Annotated in this window: 13 protein-coding genes and 1 pseudogene; 6 read left to right on the top strand and 8 right to left on the bottom strand. The window is 63.2% G+C overall.

What is annotated here, in order from left to right; genetic code table 11:
• Positions 1-168 (top strand): annotated as a pseudogene (locus tag EUU22_RS15730) (IS110 family RNA-guided transposase); the annotation flags it as partial.
• A gap of 8 nt (positions 169-176) precedes the next feature.
• Here EUU22_RS15730 and EUU22_RS15725 read toward each other — a convergent pair.
• The gene (locus EUU22_RS15725; RefSeq protein ID WP_129332926.1) at positions 177-983 is read right to left on the bottom strand and encodes a taurine ABC transporter ATP-binding protein; all 807 of its coding nucleotides are present in this window, start codon (positions 981-983) and stop codon (positions 177-179) included.
• 72 nt (positions 984-1,055) lie between these two features.
• Positions 1,056-2,066: a taurine ABC transporter substrate-binding protein gene (tauA, locus tag EUU22_RS15720; RefSeq protein WP_129332925.1), complete on the bottom strand. Its 1,011-nt coding sequence runs from the start codon at positions 2,064-2,066 to the stop codon at positions 1,056-1,058.
• Positions 2,067-2,396: 330 nt separating this feature from the next.
• Here tauA and EUU22_RS15715 point away from each other — a divergent pair, with 330 nt between their 5' ends.
• Positions 2,397-3,836: an FAD/NAD(P)-binding protein gene (locus EUU22_RS15715; protein ID WP_129332924.1), complete on the top strand. Its 1,440-nt coding sequence runs from the start codon at positions 2,397-2,399 to the stop codon at positions 3,834-3,836.
• A 101-nt stretch (positions 3,837-3,937) separates the two neighbouring features.
• Here the strand turns inward: EUU22_RS15715 and EUU22_RS15710 are convergent, their stop codons facing one another.
• From EUU22_RS15710 to EUU22_RS15685, 6 genes are all read right to left on the bottom strand, one after another.
• The gene (locus EUU22_RS15710; protein ID WP_205687909.1) at positions 3,938-5,233 is read right to left on the bottom strand and encodes an O-acetylhomoserine aminocarboxypropyltransferase/cysteine synthase family protein; all 1,296 of its coding nucleotides are present in this window, start codon (positions 5,231-5,233) and stop codon (positions 3,938-3,940) included.
• A 65-nt stretch (positions 5,234-5,298) separates the two neighbouring features.
• Complete coding sequence (locus EUU22_RS15705; RefSeq protein ID WP_165351187.1) at positions 5,299-5,634, bottom strand: hypothetical protein; 336 nt, start codon at positions 5,632-5,634, stop codon at positions 5,299-5,301.
• Entirely contained in the window at positions 5,624-6,415 is a 792-nt protein-coding gene (locus tag EUU22_RS25630) for an ABC transporter ATP-binding protein (RefSeq protein ID WP_129332921.1), read from the bottom strand. Before EUU22_RS25630 ends, EUU22_RS15705 begins: the two co-directional genes overlap by 11 nt.
• On the bottom strand, positions 6,415-7,413 hold the full coding sequence (locus tag EUU22_RS25625; RefSeq protein WP_129332920.1) for an ABC transporter permease: 999 nt from the start codon (positions 7,411-7,413) through the stop codon (positions 6,415-6,417). The genes EUU22_RS25630 and EUU22_RS25625 overlap by 1 nt, the downstream gene beginning before the upstream one ends.
• Before the next feature lie 7 nt (positions 7,414-7,420).
• Positions 7,421-8,458: an ABC transporter substrate-binding protein gene (locus EUU22_RS15690; protein ID WP_129332919.1), complete on the bottom strand. Its 1,038-nt coding sequence runs from the start codon at positions 8,456-8,458 to the stop codon at positions 7,421-7,423.
• Positions 8,459-8,626: 168 nt separating this feature from the next.
• The gene (locus EUU22_RS15685) at positions 8,627-9,685 is read right to left on the bottom strand and encodes an isopenicillin N synthase family dioxygenase (protein ID WP_129332918.1); all 1,059 of its coding nucleotides are present in this window, start codon (positions 9,683-9,685) and stop codon (positions 8,627-8,629) included.
• A gap of 594 nt (positions 9,686-10,279) precedes the next feature.
• Here EUU22_RS15685 and EUU22_RS15680 point away from each other — a divergent pair.
• The 4 genes from EUU22_RS15680 (at position 10,280) to mgrA (ending at position 15,384) form a co-directional block, all read left to right on the top strand.
• Positions 10,280-11,686, top strand: a complete 1,407-nt coding sequence (locus EUU22_RS15680; RefSeq protein ID WP_129332917.1) for an LLM class flavin-dependent oxidoreductase — start codon at positions 10,280-10,282, stop codon at positions 11,684-11,686.
• 32 nt (positions 11,687-11,718) lie between these two features.
• On the top strand, positions 11,719-12,987 hold the full coding sequence (locus EUU22_RS15675) for an SfnB family sulfur acquisition oxidoreductase (RefSeq protein ID WP_129332916.1): 1,269 nt from the start codon (positions 11,719-11,721) through the stop codon (positions 12,985-12,987).
• A gap of 10 nt (positions 12,988-12,997) precedes the next feature.
• Entirely contained in the window at positions 12,998-14,260 is a 1,263-nt protein-coding gene (locus EUU22_RS15670; protein WP_129332915.1) for an SfnB family sulfur acquisition oxidoreductase, read from the top strand.
• 80 nt (positions 14,261-14,340) lie between these two features.
• A complete protein-coding gene (mgrA, locus tag EUU22_RS15665) occupies positions 14,341-15,384 on the top strand; it encodes an L-glyceraldehyde 3-phosphate reductase (protein ID WP_129332914.1) in 1,044 nt (347 codons plus the stop codon).
• Positions 15,385-15,555 lie beyond the last annotated feature (171 nt).

Below are 15,555 nucleotides of genomic sequence, written 5' to 3'. Positions count from 1 at the left end.
TGTTCGCTCGCCCAGCCAGACAGCCGCGCCTTCTACGCCCGTAAACGCCGCGAGGGCAAACGCCATCATCAGGCCGTCATCGCTCTGGCCAGACGTCGCTTCAACGTTCTGTGGGCCATGCTGCAAACTCGCTCCTCCTTCCAGGCCAGCTTCAAAGTTGCCGCTTGACGAACGCATTAGGCTGCCGCCTCGGTATCGTCGGAGATGGAGTGGATGAGATTGGTGAGCCCGTCATGCATGCGCTTGAAGAGCGGTGATGCCTTGATCTGGTTGACCGAGGCCCCGGCCAGCAGTTCGGCGGCGAAACCCGTCTCGATGTCCGCCGCCAGCCGGCCAGGATTGGGCGAGAGTACGATTACCCGCGAGGCAAGCAGCAGGGCCTCGTCGATGCTATGGGTGATGAGCAGCGCGCCGGCGCGGCTCTTCGACCAGACGTCGAGCAGGAAGACCTGCATTCTGGTGCGGGTCAGCGCATCGAGCGCGCCGAGAGGTTCGTCGAGCAGGAGAAAGCGCGGATCGGAGGCCAGTGCGCGGGCAATCCCGATGCGCTGGCGCATCCCGCCGGAGAGTTCCGATATGCGCCGGCGTCCCGCGTCCGCAAGACCGACGAGGTCGAGCAGTTCTTCCGCGCGCACACGACGGTCCTTCTCGCGTACGCCGCGCAGCTTGAGCGGAAAGGCGATGTTGTCGCGGGCGTCGAGCCAGGGATACAGCGCATCATCCTGGAAGACCACGGCGCGGTCGGCTCCCGGCCCGGCGATCGTTGCTCCGTCCACGGCGATCCGGCCGACGGACGGCGCCAGGAAGCCTGCGGCGAGATTGAGAAGGCTGGTCTTGCCCGAGCCCGAGCGGCCGATGACGACGACGAACTCTCCGGTCCTGACGGAAAGATTGATCCGTTCAAGAACCAGCGGCGGCCGGCCGGCGCGGGCTTCTCGCGCCGGATAGCGCAGCGACACGTCATGAAATGACAAGGTACTCATCGTCGATCCTTCTTTGGCGTGCGGAGATGGCCCGACCCTTGGAGCCGGGCCATCCGCGATCGGTTGTGCCGATTAGAACGAAAGCTTGGACGCGTCGACGACCCAGCGCGACGAGACGTAGGGTGCGTAATCGGCGAGGACAGCCGGGATCTTGCCTTGTTCCTTCAGGAAGGCCGACGTCTCCGCGACCGCCTTGATCGTACCGCCGCCGAGAAGGTCGGGCTTTGCCTGTTCTTCCAGCGTCGGGAAGATGTAACCCTTGAGCAGGGCCGGCACTTCGTCCTGCTTGGCGCCGGTCAATCGGGCGATCTTCTCGGCCTCGGGCGAGGTCGGGCCCCAGGCTTCGGGGTTGGCGCGATAGGCGGCGGTCGCATCGCCGGTCACGCGCACGAAGGCGGCGACGATGTCAGGATGGGCTTCGGCGAATTTCTTGCTGACGATCCAGGCGTCGAAGGTCGGGCCACCCCAGTCGGCGACGTCTGCGGAGGTCGCGAGCACCGTGCCGGACTTCTTGATCTCGGCCAGAACTGGATCCCAGACATAGGCGCCGTCGATGTCGCCGCGTGACCAGGCGGCCGCGATTTCCGGCGGACGCAGGTTGAGGATCTCGACCGACTTCGGATCGATGTTCCAGTGCTTCAGCGCCGTCAGCAGGCTGTAGTGAGCGGTCGAGACAAAGGGCGTGGCGATCTTCTTGCCGGCCAGATCTTCGGGTTTGGCAATGTCACGCACGGCAAGGGCTTCCGCCTCGCTGATCAGGCCAACGAGTGCGATCGTCTCGATCGGCAGGCCGCGACTTGCGGCGGCGGCGAGCGGCGAAGAACCGACATAGCCGATGTCGAGGGAGCCGGATGCGATCGCGGCAATGACGTCGGCGCCGCCGTCGAATTTCTGCCAGTTGATCTTGGCGCCGGTCACCTTCTCATAGGTGCCGTCGGCCTGCGGAACGCGCGACGGTTCGACGATCGGCTGATAGCCGATGTTGAGCGTGAACTCGGCGGCGGAAGCCGGAGCTCCCTGCAGAATGGTGGCCAGGGCGGCGGCGGCGGCGAGGCCGACAAGTTCTCTGCGTTTCAGTGCCATGATGTTTCCTCTCGTTGGCTGGTCGCCGGTATTGTGACCCGCGATTGAAAGTAAGATGACTTAATCCATCAAATGAGTGGAGATAATTCCAACTCATTTTTCGCGGTGGGTGGCCACGAATTTCCCCGCCGAACCGGTTTGAAGGAAGTTCGATCCGATCTTCGTGAACCCGGCGCCGAGGCCGTCGCCACGAGAAAACAATCTCAGAAGAACTATATCTATAGAAATGGATGCTTTTGTATACGGTGGCAGTTTGGATAGTGTCCTCCCGTCACGGTGCGTTTGCGAGTAGTCTCGTATCGAACCACTGTCTGCCCAGGAGAAATCGAAATGCCATCCTACGCCCGCCTTCCCGTCGTCGCGATCATAGGCGGCGGATTCACCGGGGCGGCGATCGCTCTGCATCTGGCGTTGAGAAGTCGCGCGGGACGGGAAGCGCGAATCGTCGTGTTTGAGCCGCGAGAGAAGCTCGGCAAGGGGCTTGCCTACGACACCGACGAGCCGGCGAACCGGATCAACGTGCCGGCTTCGAAGATGAGCCTCTTTCCCGACGATCCGGAGAGCTTTGCCCGGTGGATCGCCGAGACGGACGCGTTGGCGGGTGATGAGACGGCTTTCGCCGCGGACGGCCAGCCCTTTCCGCGCCGGCATGTTTTTGGAGACTATGTTCATGCGATGCTGACGCCAGACCTCTCCAGCGGCGCGATTGAACACCGGCGAACGCGTGTGACGGGATTGGCGCGTGCTAACGGGCGCTGGCGTGTCAGCGCTGCAGACGGACCGAGTCTGGAGGCCGACTTTGTCGTGCTCGCCGCGAGCCATCCGGAAACGGCGCCTCCGCGCGTGCTTTCGCCGCTCGCCGGAAATCCTCACTACATTACCGATCCGACGGCGCCCGGTGCGCTCGATGGGATCGGCAGGAATGACCGGGTGCTGATCATCGGCAACGGGTTGACGTCGGCGGACGTGGTGGCCGCGCTTTCCGAACGCGGTCACGTCGGACACATCGTTTCCGTCTCCCGCCGCGGCCTGCGTTCGAGAGGGCATCCCCCCGTCGCGAGCGAACCCTTTGGCGACTTCCTCACGGCGCCGGCCGCCACGGCATCGCAATTGTTGTTCCGCATCCGCCGGACGCTGCGCGAAGCGCGGCGCGTGGGCCTTGGTTGGCATCCGGTGCTTGATGCCGTTCGTGCCCAGGGCCAGCAGATCTGGCAGGCGCTGCCGGTGCCGGAGCGGCGCAGGCTCGCACGCCACACGCGACCCTACTGGGATGCTCACCGGTTCCGGATCGCGCCACAGGTCGAGCGCGTGCTGGATGATGCGATTCGCGCCGCTCGCCTGGAAGTCCTGGCCGGCTCCCTTGCGTCCGCCTCCGTGGCGGGCGCGGCGTTGGACGTTACGGTGAAACTGAGAGAACGTGGAGAGTATCGGGAATTGACGGTCGATACGGTCGTGGTGACGACGGGGCCTGCCCATGGGGGAATTCTCAAATCGCAACCGTTCCTGACGGAACTGGAGACGCGAGGCGTGCTGGCCCTTTGCCCGACCGGGCTCGGGCTTCTCTGTGACCGCCGGTCCCGTGCGCTGGACGCCGACGGCAAGGTCGTACCCGGTCTCTTCATCGGCGGGCCGCTGGCGCGGGGAACCTTCGGCGAACTGATGGGCTTGCCGCAGGTGACCGATCATGCCGTCTTCGTTGCCGACCAGTTGGGCACGGCGCTCGAGACGCTGGCGGCGGATCGGCGGAAGGAACGCGGACCGGCCGGCTGATCCACCCGCACTCGGGGCAGGAGGCGGGACCAGGCAGAGGATGCTAAAAGGGGCCGGATGTGGGTTTCACATCCGGCCCTCTCTTGCTGTCCTGAGTTGCCTCAGGCAGCGTCGATTGCCTGGGTGAGATCGGCGATGATGTCGTCCGGATGCTCGATACCGATGGAAAGGCGAACATAACCGGGCGTGACGCCGGTTGCGAGCTGATCATCAGCCGAAAGCTGCGAATGGGTCGTCGTCGAGGGATGGATCGCCAGCGAGCGGGCGTCACCGATGTTGGCGAGATGATAGAAGAGCTTCAGCCCATCGATAAAGCGCCGGCCCGCCTCGCGGCCACCTGCGAGCTCAAAGCCGACGAGCGCGCCATAGGAGCCGGATCTCAGATACTTCGCCGCACGTTCGCCGGCGAGTCCCGTCTGGAATTTCGGGAAGATCACGTTCGAGACCTTCGGATGCGACCTCAGGAACTCGGCAACCTTGACGGCGTTCTCGTTGTGCTGGCGAAGGCGCAGCGGCAAGGTTTCCAGACCCTGGATCAGCTGGAAGGCATTCTGCGGGCTGATCGCAGCGCCGATGTCGCGCAACAGCACGGCCCGTGCGCGCAGGATGTAGGGGAAGAAGCCGATCGCATCGGCTTTCTCGATCCAGGTCTTGCCCTGGTAGCTCGGATCCGGTTCGTTGACGTTCGGTTGGCGATCCTTGAGATCGGCCCAAGGGAAATTTCCGCCATCGATGATCGCCCCTCCGATCGAGGTGCCGTGGCCGCCGATATACTTCGTTGCGGAATAGACGACGACCGCAGCTCCATGTTCGAGCGGGCGAATGATGAGCGGCGCCGCCGTGTTGTCGACGATGAGCGGAATCCCGAAGCGGCGTCCGATGGCGGCGACTTCCGCGATAGGGAATACTTCGAGTTTCGGATTGGGCAGCGATTCCGCATAGTAGGCGCGCGTGCGGTCGTCCGTGGCGCGGGCAAAGGCTTCCGGGTCGGCCGCGTCGACGAAGCGGGTCTCGATGCCGAAGCTCTTCAGCGTTGCGGCGAACAGCGCCCAGGTGCCGCCGTAGAGGCCGGCTGCGCTGACGATGTTGTCGCCGGCGCGGGCGAGGTTCAGGATCGCAAACGCGGAGGCGGCCTGTCCGGAAGAGACGGCCAGGGCTGCGGCGCCGCCTTCGATTTCTGCGAGGCGCTGCTCGAACGCGTCCTGGGTGGGATTGGAGACGCGGGTGTAGAGATGACCGGCGGCTTCGAGCGCGAAGAGCTTGTCGGCGCCCTCGGTGCCCGGCAACTGAAAGGATGTGGTCTGATAGATCGGCACGGCCACCGCGCCGGTCGTCGGGTCGAAGCGGAAATTGCCGCCGTGAAGCGCCAGGGTTTCCGGGTGCGGGCTCTTGAAGATCGGCGCACCGACTGGAGCCTGCGGGGCGGCCGATTGCACGATGGTTTCGGTCGGTTGCTGAATGGTCATGGTTCTACCTCCGTTGAGCTTGGCTGATTAGTTGCACGGGCATCGGCCCGAATGGTCAGGGTGGCGAGCGCTGCGGCGAGAAGGGCCGCGCCGGCCCACAGGGCCTCCGGCCCGTACCAGCGAATGCCGAAGAGATGATTGTTGGTGCAGAGCGCCTGGGCGAGATTGCAGAGGTCCGATGTGCCGATCAGGCAGGTCGCCGCCTGTGCGCGGGTTATGTAGCCGTCTCCGACGATGGCCCCGAAGATCAGCCACCACCAGCCGAAGGCGAGCGTTGTGACGGTCGTACCGAGCATCCCCAACAAGACCGGGAGCCGTGGATCAGACGTCATAGGTCACCCCGAGCTGCTCGAGTAACGTCTGACGCAGATGCACAAGATCGGCGTCGTCGCGTCGGCGCGGATGCGGCTTCTCGACCGTCACCTCGGCGACGATGCGTGCCGGCCGGTCGGAAAAGACGATGACGCGGTCGGCGAGCAGCAGCGCTTCCTCGACGTCGTGGGTGACGAGCAGGGCCGTGAAGCCGGCCTCCTTCCAAAGCTGCAGGAGTTCCGTCTGCATCGACAGCCGCGTCAGCGAGTCGAGCTTGCCGAAGGGTTCATCGAGCAAGAGCAGTTTCGGATCGTTGACGAGTGCCCGGGCGATGGCCACGCGCTGCGCCATACCGCCGGAGAGCTGATGTGGATAGGCGTCGGCGAAGGCTTCGAGCTTCACCAGCTTCAACACCTCATCGATACGGGTCCCCTGCTTTTTGAGGACGCCACGCGCATCGAGGCCCGTCGCGACGTTCCCGCGCACCGTCAGCCAGGGAAATAGCGTCGCCTCTTGGAAGACGAGGATGCGATCGGGATTCGGTTCGCCAATGGTCTTGCCGTCCTCTCGCAGTTCGCCCTGACGAGGATGCTCCAGTCCCGCGGCGAGCCGAAGCAAGGTCGATTTACCGCAACCGGATGGCCCGAGCAGGGCCACGAATTCACCCGGCCTCACGGTGACCGAGACATTGTCGAGGACCGGCAGCAGGCGGTCGCCCAGATCGTAGGCGTGCGACACCCGGTCGATATCGAGCGTGAGGTTCCGGCTTGCGGTCAGCGGTTGTTCATAGGCGAGCGCCATCACAGAATCCCCTTCTGCCAGCCGAGAAGCCGACCTCGGATAACGAACAGCAGATGCACTAGGCCGGCGCAGATGAGCGCCATCACGATCAGGGCGGCATAGACGTTGGCGTAGGCCGAATAGGCGGTGTTGAATTGCAGGTACCAGCCGAGCCCGAACTTGGCGCCCAGCATTTCGGCGACGACCAGGACCGCGAAAGAATAGTAGAGCGCCATGAACAGGCCGACGGAGACATTCGGCAGCGATGCCGGGATCGCCACCTTGAAGATCAGGTAGCGATTGGAAGCGCCAAGCGTGCGTGCGACGTCGTAGTAGGCACGGCTGACCTGTTCCACGCCTGCGGCGGCCAGGATCGCGACCGGAACGCCCGACGCCAGAGCCACGAGAAAGATCGAGGCGTGGAACGTGCTCGGGAATATGAAGAACGTGCATGGTATCCACGCACTGGCGGGAACGGGACCGATCAGCTTGAGGAGCGGCATGCCCCAATAGGAGAAGCGTTTCGACCAGCCAAGCGCCACGCCGGCGGCAAAGCCGACGACAATGCCGGAGAAGAAGCCGAGACCCCAGAGACGTGCCGTATAGGCGACGCAGACGAGGAGGCGCTCCCAGTCGGTCACATAGACATGCAACAGGCCCTGCGGCGGGGAGAAGAACGGCTTGGGCAACCAGCCGAACTTGGCGGTGACGAGCTCCCAGAGCGCCAGCCAGACGCCGAGCGCGATGAACCACGGTCCGTAGTGGACAAGCGTCCTGGCTCCGTCGCCAAGCCGCGGCACGGCGACGGAGAGCGCGAGGAAGATGGCCGCGCCGATCGCCACCACGAGCGCGAAGAGGCCGGTTGCACCCCAGGTGATCACATCGGGGAGAAACCAAGTTACCGCGGCAGCCGCGCCCCAGGTGGCGGCGGCCAGAAGGCCGTCCCGCCAAGGCGCCCAGCTCCGGAGCGGCACCGTTCTGGAAACCGTGCCGAATTCGCTTCGGATGACGTCGCTCATGGCCGGCTCACGCGAAGATGTCGATGGTGATGCGGTTGGCGATTTCCTCCGGATCGGTGGAGGCATCGGCGACGCCGGTGAGCTTCAGATCCTCGTAGCCGGTCTTCACTTCCTCCACGAGTTGCTTGCCGAACCAGTGGTCGTGATAGGTGAACGAGGCGAGAACCTCGGTGAGATCCTGAAGCGGCAGACCGGGCTTCAGCGTGTCGAAATACCATTTGGCGACTTCGTCCGGATGTTTGGCGGTGTACTGGTGGATTTCGAGGTTGGCTGCCGCGACCCGCTTGATGGCGTCCTTGTTGGCTTCGTAATAGTCGCCGTTGACGCCGAGCACGCAGCATACGCGGTCCTGGAAGGCGCCGGTCTGGGTGTCGGCGATCTTCACGAAACCATGCTGCTTTTCGTAGGAATAGGCCCAGGGGTCCATATGCGCCACGGCATCCGCTTCCCCCTTCAGTACGCCTTCGGCGACCAGGTCAAAGGGGAAGACCTTCCAGGTCACGTCGGTTTCCGGATTGAGCCCGGCCTTGGCGAGCGCGACGGAGAAGGCCACACGAGACGGCGACATGACGTCGAAGGTGCCGATCGTCTTGCCTTTCAGATCGGTCAGCGTCTTGATGCCGGAATCCGGCTTGACGAGAACGCGTTGGCAGCCGCCGTGCGAGCCGGCAAACAGCTTGACGTCGAAACCCTGTTCGATCGGCTTCAGCCAATCGTAGAGCAGGCCGGGTCCGGCTTCCGCCTTGCGGGTTGCAAGCGCCTGGATCAGCGTCTGGCCGCTGGCGCCCTGGTAGAAGAGTTCGACCTCGAGGCCGTGCTTTGCATAGAGCCCTTTGGCGAGGCCGAAGCCGACCGGCGAATGGCAGGCCGCCACTTCCGTCCATTCGAGCTTGATGGGGATGAGATTGCCGGCAATGGCATAGGAGCCGGTTCGGCCCGCCAGCGCGCCGAAACCGGCTGCTGCGCCGGCAATGCCGGCTGTCTTCAAGAGGGTGCGGCGGGAGAGGTTGCTCGCGGCCGGCTTCCTGGATGTATCGATGGTCATCGGTTATCCCCGTTCTTGGATGTGGGGACAGGATAAGTGCAAAATATATAATTGATAGATTTTATAGACTAATGAGGAAGCGTCTGGAGGAATTTTCTTCTCGGCAGATATCGCCTTCCGGCAGGCCGGTGGCGGCCCCGGATTCCATGCTCCGGGGCCGGCGGGCGATCAATAGGCCGTGGCCACGGCCTCACCGGCAAGCTGCTCGGGCGTGAGCAGGTCCGCATGATGGGCGCGGGCGACGTCAGGATGCGAGCGCAGGCGGCTCTTGAGGTGGTTCTGTCCGACTTCGCGGAAGATCGGGTTCAACGGGTCGACGGTGACGCCGCGTTCGTTCCGCTTCAGCTCTTCCGGCAGGTCGATGACTGGAATCGTGGCGTCATAGCGGGAACCGAGGAAGAACGCGACCGAGAAGCGCTCGACGCCGGCCGGCGGGGCGATGACGTCGTGGACATCGGCCCGGACAAAGCCGTTGGTCGCCAGTTCCAGCAGTTCGCCGGTATTGATGACGAAGGTGCCCGGCACCGGCGGCGCATCGAGCCAGACGCCGTCCTCGGTCTGGACGCGCAGGCCCGGAACCGTGTCCTGCAGCAGCACCGTCACGAAGCCTCCGTCCTTGTGGGCGCCAACGCCCTGGTCGGTCTTGGCCACGTCGCGGCCCGGATAGCGGATGATCTTCAGAAGCTGCGACGGCTGCGGCTCATAGATCTGGGCGAAGGCGTCTTCCGGTTGTCCGAGTGCTACGGCGATCGCCTTCAGGACATCGATCCCGACCCGGGTGACTTCGGCCTGATAGGCAAGCAGCAGTGGTTTCAGCTCCGGAAGCGCGGCCGGCCATTGGTTTGGCCCCAGCAGACGCTTCCATGCGGGCGTGTCCGGTCCGATCTCGACAGGTTCGCTTTCGGTGTTGATGTCGAGCTGCTCCCGCCAATCCTGCTGGCCGCGGGTGCGCTCATAGCCCGCACGGTTGTAACCGCGGAAATGCGGCGACTTCACCATTTCGATCTCGAGCTTCTTTTCGAGCGGCAGGGCAAAGAAACGTTTGGAATTGGCGATCACGTCGGCGATCAGTTGCGGCTCGACCCCGTGGCCGGTCAGGTAGAAGAAGCCGTGATCGTGGAGGATCTTACGCAGATCGGAAATGAAGCGCTCGCGCTCGGCGGGACCCGCATGGAAGCGCGAGATGTCGACGAGCGGGAGGTGGACGGGGAGGGTGTGTATGGTCATTTCGATTCTCCTTATTTGGTCCCCCGAGCAGCCTGCGGAGGACGGAATGCGATGAAGTCGGCCTGCCCGAGCCGGGCGGCGAAACCGCCGGACATCTGGACCGATTGGAAGATGACGACGGGGACGACGTTCCTGTTTGCCCGAAAACCGGATTGACCATTCCGCCCGCCTCCAACAGCGCCTGACGGCACAATAAAACACTATAATCTATAGAATTGACATACAAAGTATGTTCGTGTCGTGGGGATAGCGTCAGGCGAAATGCTTTTGCCCACTTTTCATTCTTCGGCGACCAAGCGCACGCAAGGACCGATCGACATTCAGGTCTCGTGGGGCGCGCGGGTCGCATCCCGAAGGGAATGGTGAAAATCGCCCATGGCGCCGTCGCAAGACCTCGATGGGGATCGGCGCCGACGGTCGAGGCATGTGAGGAGCGACGGCGGAGCGGTGCGAGCGGTTTTCTTCAAATGCCGCTTCCACGGAAAATCCTTCCCCTAGATACTACATAAAAAACATAGAATAACTGTTATTAGGCGCTCCGTCTGCGATGCTTCACCCGAGTTGGACACATGCCTACGCATGCAGGAGCCTTTCATGAGCAAGACCATTCACTTCAATGCCTTCGACATGAATTGCGTTGGCCATCAATCGCCGGGGCTCTGGGCACACCCGCGCGACAAGTCGTGGAAATACAAGGACCTGGATTACTGGCAGGACCTCGCCCGCACCCTCGAAAGCGGCTTTTTCGACGGCATTTTCATCGCCGACGTCATCGGCTACTACGACGTCTACAAGGGCAACAACTACCACGCCATTCACCAGGCAGCGCAGATCCCGGTCAACGATCCGCTGCAGCTTGCCGCGCCGATCGCGCTGGCGACGGAGCATCTCGGCATCGGAATCACAGCCTCGACATCCTTCGAGCATCCGTACACCTTTGCGCGTCGGCTCGCGACTGCCGATCACCACACCAAGGGTCGTGTGGGCTGGAACATCGTCACCTCCTACCTCGAAAGCGGTGCGAGGAATGTCGGCCAGACGGGTCTTCAGCGGCACGACAATCGCTATGACATCGCCAACGAGTATCTCGAGGTGATCTACAAGCTGCTCGAGGGTTCCTGGGAAGACGGCGCGGTGGTCCGCGACCGGGAAAATCGGGTGTTCACGCTCCCGGAAAAGGTTCACGAGATCGGCCACAAGGGCAGGTACTTCGATGTTCCGGGCTATGCGCTGACCGAGCCGTCGCCGCAGCGCACGCCGGTCCTCTATCAGGCCGGTGCGTCGGGTGCCGGCAAGAAGTTTGCCGCCGAACACGCCGAATGCGTGTTCGTGGCCGCCCAGACCAAGACGATCCTGCGCAACTATGTCGCCGATGTCACCGCCCGGGCCGTGGCCGCCGGCCGCACGCGCGACAGCCTGAAGATCTACAATCTGCTGACGGTCATCGTCGACGAAACCGACGAGAAGGCAAAGGCGAAGTTCCGTGAATATCTGGACTACGTCTCCTATGACGGCTCGCTGGTTTTCATGTCCGGCTGGACCGGCATCGATTTCTCCCGCTACCGGCCCGATGACCTTGTCCGCAAGATCGAGACCAATGCGATCCATTCGGCGGTGGAGAGCCTGTCGGAAGGCGATCCGAACAAGCGCTGGACAATTCGTGAACTCGCCGAGTGGGGCGGGATCGGCGGAATGGGGCCGGTGATTGTCGGTTCTCCGGCGACCGTTGCCGACGAGCTGCAGCAGTGGGTGGAGGATACCGGCGTCGACGGTTTCAATCTCGCCTACGCGGTAACCCCCGAAACCTTCGAGAACATCGTCGGCTACCTCGTTCCCGAGCTGCAGAAACGCGGCGTCTATCCGACGGAATATCGCCCCGGCACTTTACGCGAAAAGCTCTTCGGTCGTGGCGCTTTCCTCGAGGCACCGCATCCGGGTGCCCGCTATCGCGACATCGAAGCGGTCAAGCGCAGTGAAGCTCTGCGTCAGACCGGCAGCTGATTTCCATACCGCTTCTCAATGAGGATATGACCATGGGTACTCTTCCCCAGACCAAGATCGACTATTCCATCCATCCGCGCGTCAACTCCACGGATCCGGTAGCGCCTCGTCCGCGCCCGACAACACCGGCACATATCGTCAAATCCGATGCGGAGGCGATCGAAATCGCCGAGCGACTTGCCGAGAAGTTCAAGGTCGGCGCGGCCCTGCGCGATCGCGAAGGCCTGCTACCGATTGCCGAGCTCGACGAATACTCCCAGAGCGGTCTGTGGAGCATCAACGTGCCGAAGGCTTATGGCGGCCCCGGCGTTTCCTATGCCACGCTCGCGAAGGTGATCGAGACCATCGCTGCTGCGGACCCGGCGATTGCCCAGATCACCCAGAACCACCTGGCGATCGTCGGCACGATCGATCTCGACGGCACCGACGAGCAGAAGCGCGACCTGTTCGCGCTGGCACTTTCCGGCATCCGCTTCGGCAACGCCTTTTCCGAGCTGAAGAGCAAGAACGTCGCGGCCTTCGAAACACATGTGGTGTTCGATGGCGACCAGGCGGTCGTCAACGGCGAGAAGTTCTATACGACCGGCGCGCTTCTGGCCCATGTCGTACCGATCGTCGCCGTCACCGAGGATGGGCAGGCCTATCTGGTCTTTGCCGATCGAGATGCCCAGGGTTTGACCGTGACCAACAACTGGTCGAGCTTCGGTCAGCGCACCACCGCCTCCGGCGGGGTGCGCATCGACAGCGTGAGGGTTCCCAAGGCGCGTGCCTTGCACGTCACCTCCTTCGAGCATCCGACCGTCGCCGGCCCGGTTTCCCAGATCATCCAGTCGGCCATCGATCTCGGCATTGCCCGCGGCGCAATCGAAGACACCATCGCCTTCATCAAGACCCAGAGCCGTCCGTGGATCGACAGCGGCAAGGAAACCGCCGGCGAGGACCTGTTTACCATCGCGGCCATCGGCGACCTCGAGATCAAGCTGCACGCCGCGGAAGCGCTTCTCGAAATTGCCGGGCGCGCGATCGACGTGGCGGAGGCCGATCCGAATGAAGCAACAGTCGCGGAGGCCACGATCAAGACCGCCGAATCCAAGGTGCTGACCACCGAGATCGCCATCCTCGCGACCAACAAGCTGTTCGAACTGGCCGGCACCCGCTCGACGCTGGCCGAGCACGGCCTCGACCGTCACTGGCGCAATGCCCGCGTGCACACTCTCCACGATCCGGTGCGCTGGAAATTCTACCATGTCGGCAATTACTACCTGAACGGCGTCAATCCGCCGCGCCATGCCTGGAACTGAGGCCGGACCGATGAGCCAGAACAACAGGAAACTGCACCGGGAGGCCGCGCTGACCGCCGGCCGCCCGGCACCCCACATCCCGCCCCGCCAGACCAAGGCGCACCGTATCAAGGACGATGCGGAAGCGATCGCGACCGCGCATGAACTGGCGCGGGAATTCGCCACCGACGCCGTTGCCCGGGACCGCGAGCGGCGGTTGCCGATCGCCGAGATCGAGCACTTTTCGCAGTCCGGTCTGTGGGCGATCACCGTGCCGAAGGAGTACGGCGGTGCCGGCGTTTCGGCCGTCACGCTCGCCGAGGTGACGGCGATCATCTCCGCCGCCGACTCCTCCATTGGCCAGATCCCGCAGAACCACTTCTATATGGTCGAGGCCTTGCGCCTCGCCGGGACAGAGGAGCAGAAGCAGCACTATTTTGAACGCATCCTCGACGGCGATCGCCTGGGCAATGCCTTTACCGAGATCGGCACGAAGACGCCGGTGGATTACAAGACGAATTTCCGCAACGAGGGCCGCAGGCTGCTGCTCAACGGTCAAAAATTCTACGCGACCGGTTCGCTGTTCGCCCACATCATCGTGGCGGTCGCCAAGGATGATACCGGTCGGGTGCATATCGTTTTCATCGATCGCGCCACCCCGGGTCTTGACCTGTTTGACGATTGGTCCTCTTTCGGCCAGCGCTCGACCGGCAGCGGCACGGTGACCTTCGATGATGTCGAGATCACGCCGTTCCAGGTCGTCGACCACGACGTCGTCTTCGAAAAGCCGACGCCGATGGGGCCGTTCGCCCAGATCATCCATTCGGCCGTACAGGTGGGCCTTGCCCGCGGCGCGCTTGCGGAGGCGATCTCCTACATAAGGGCTTACGCGCGGCCGTTCTTTGAGCTCTCTATCGAATATGGCTACGAGGATCCGCATTCGATCCACCAGATCGGCGACGTGTCCATACGGGTTCACGCCGCCGATGCGCTGTTGGCGCGGGCAGGACGACTGCTGGATCTCGCGACGGCTGATCCGAACGATAAAACTGTGGCCGAAGCCTCAATCGCGGTTGCCGAGGTCAAGGCGCTTGGAACCGAAGTTGCGCAATTGGCGGCGAACAAGCTTGTCGAACTCGGCGGTGCCCGCTCCACGCTCGAAAACTACGGTCTTGACCGGTTCTGGCGCAATGCCCGCACTCACTCGCTTCACGACCCCGTGCGGTGGAAATATCACCATATCGGCAACTACTACCTCAACGGCCTCCTGCCACCGAGGCACGGTGCCCTCTAGTTCATGGCAAGCCCAACTTGCCGGACGCCGGCTTTCAAGAAAGCCGGCGTCCGGTCTTTTTCATTCAATGGATACACCCGATGACCTATACCCCCGCATTCGACCGCTATGACAATGCCGCCTTCCGCCGGGTCGGCGGAAGCGGCCTGAAGCTGCCGGCGATCTCGCTCGGCCTCTGGCACAATTTCGGCGACACCACGCTGATCGAGACGCAGCGTTCGATCCTGTTCAAGGCCTTCGATCTCGGCATCACCCATTTTGATCTCGCCAACAATTACGGCCCCCCGGCGGGGAGCGCGGAGATCAATTTCGGCCGGATTCTGAAAGAGGATCTGGCCGTTTACCGTGACGAGTTGATCATCTCGACGAAGGCCGGCTGGGACATGTGGCCGGGGCCGTACGGCAGGGGCGGCGGCTCGCGCAAGGCCCTGTTGTCGAGCCTCGACCAGAGCCTGAAACGCCTCGGCGTCGACTATGTCGACATCTTCTATTCGCACCGCTTCGATGCCGAGACTCCGCTCGATGAGACGGCTTCAGCTCTCGCCTCTGCCGTTCAACAAGGAAAGGCGCTCTATGTCGGCATCTCGTCCTATTCCGGGAACAAGACACGCGAAATCGCCAGGCTTCTGGCCGAGCGCGGCGTGCCGTTGCTGATCAATCAGCCATCGTACAACTTGTTCAATCGCTGGATCGAAAAGGACCTGCTGGAGGCGACCGACGAGGTCGGTGCCGGCGTCATCGCATTCACGCCCCTGGCTCAGGGGCTGCTCACCAACAAATACCTGAACGGTATTCCGGACGATGCCCGCGTCAACCGTCCGGGCGGCGGCTTCCTGCGGCCGGATCACCTCAAGGAAGAGAACATCGAGCGGGCACGCGCGCTCGACGGCATCGCCGCCCGTCGCGGCCAGTCGCTCGCCCAGTTCGCGCTCGCCTGGGTGTTGCGCGATCCGCGCGTCACTTCCGCCCTGATCGGCGCAAGCTCGGCACGGCAGGTCGAGGAAAACGTCGCGGCGCTCAACAATCCGTCCTTCACGGCAGAAGAACTCGCCGAGATCGATCGCCACGCGGTCGAAGGCGGTATCAACCTCTGGGAAAAGTCATCGCACGACCAGGCCGTCTGAGCCGTTCCTTGGTACGTCCGTGTCGGGGGCGTCGGCGCAGGAGAAGGGGTGGGCAGTGCCGTTTTCCGCCAGAAAAAAGCGAAAACAGAATGCTCCTTCCCGGCAGAGACAGGAAAACCGCGGATTGCCGGGCGGGCTGACCCCGTCCGATTTTTGCGCGGCATGGCCCCT

The organism is Ciceribacter ferrooxidans, assembly GCF_004137355.1.
Lineage (GTDB): Bacteria > Pseudomonadota > Alphaproteobacteria > Rhizobiales > Rhizobiaceae > Allorhizobium > Allorhizobium ferrooxidans.
Note: the sequence above shows the minus strand (reverse complement) of the source record. Positions and strands in the feature narration are given on the sequence as shown.

Bases quoted from the DNA above. Each gene is read 5' to 3' on its own strand.
- EUU22_RS25625 (WP_129332920.1), bottom strand. From the start codon at position 7,413: ATGAGCGACGTCATCCGAAGCGAATTCGGCACGGTTTCCAGAACGGTG.
- EUU22_RS15670 (WP_129332915.1), top strand. From the start codon at position 12,998: ATGAGCCAGAACAACAGGAAACTGCACCGGGAGGCCGCGCTGACCGCC.
- EUU22_RS15690 (WP_129332919.1), bottom strand. From the start codon at position 8,458: ATGACCATCGATACATCCAGGAAGCCGGCCGCGAGCAACCTCTCCCGC.
- EUU22_RS15675 (WP_129332916.1), top strand. From the start codon at position 11,719: ATGGGTACTCTTCCCCAGACCAAGATCGACTATTCCATCCATCCGCGC.
- EUU22_RS25630 (WP_129332921.1), bottom strand. From the start codon at position 6,415: ATGGCGCTCGCCTATGAACAACCGCTGACCGCAAGCCGGAACCTCACG.
- EUU22_RS15715 (WP_129332924.1), top strand. From the start codon at position 2,397: ATGCCATCCTACGCCCGCCTTCCCGTCGTCGCGATCATAGGCGGCGGA.
- EUU22_RS15685 (WP_129332918.1), bottom strand. From the start codon at position 9,685: ATGACCATACACACCCTCCCCGTCCACCTCCCGCTCGTCGACATCTCG.
- mgrA (WP_129332914.1), top strand. From the start codon at position 14,341: ATGACCTATACCCCCGCATTCGACCGCTATGACAATGCCGCCTTCCGC.
- EUU22_RS15725 (WP_129332926.1), bottom strand. From the start codon at position 983: ATGAGTACCTTGTCATTTCATGACGTGTCGCTGCGCTATCCGGCGCGA.
- EUU22_RS15680 (WP_129332917.1), top strand. From the start codon at position 10,280: ATGAGCAAGACCATTCACTTCAATGCCTTCGACATGAATTGCGTTGGC.
- EUU22_RS15705 (WP_165351187.1), bottom strand. From the start codon at position 5,634: ATGACGTCTGATCCACGGCTCCCGGTCTTGTTGGGGATGCTCGGTACG.
- tauA (WP_129332925.1), bottom strand. From the start codon at position 2,066: ATGGCACTGAAACGCAGAGAACTTGTCGGCCTCGCCGCCGCCGCCGCC.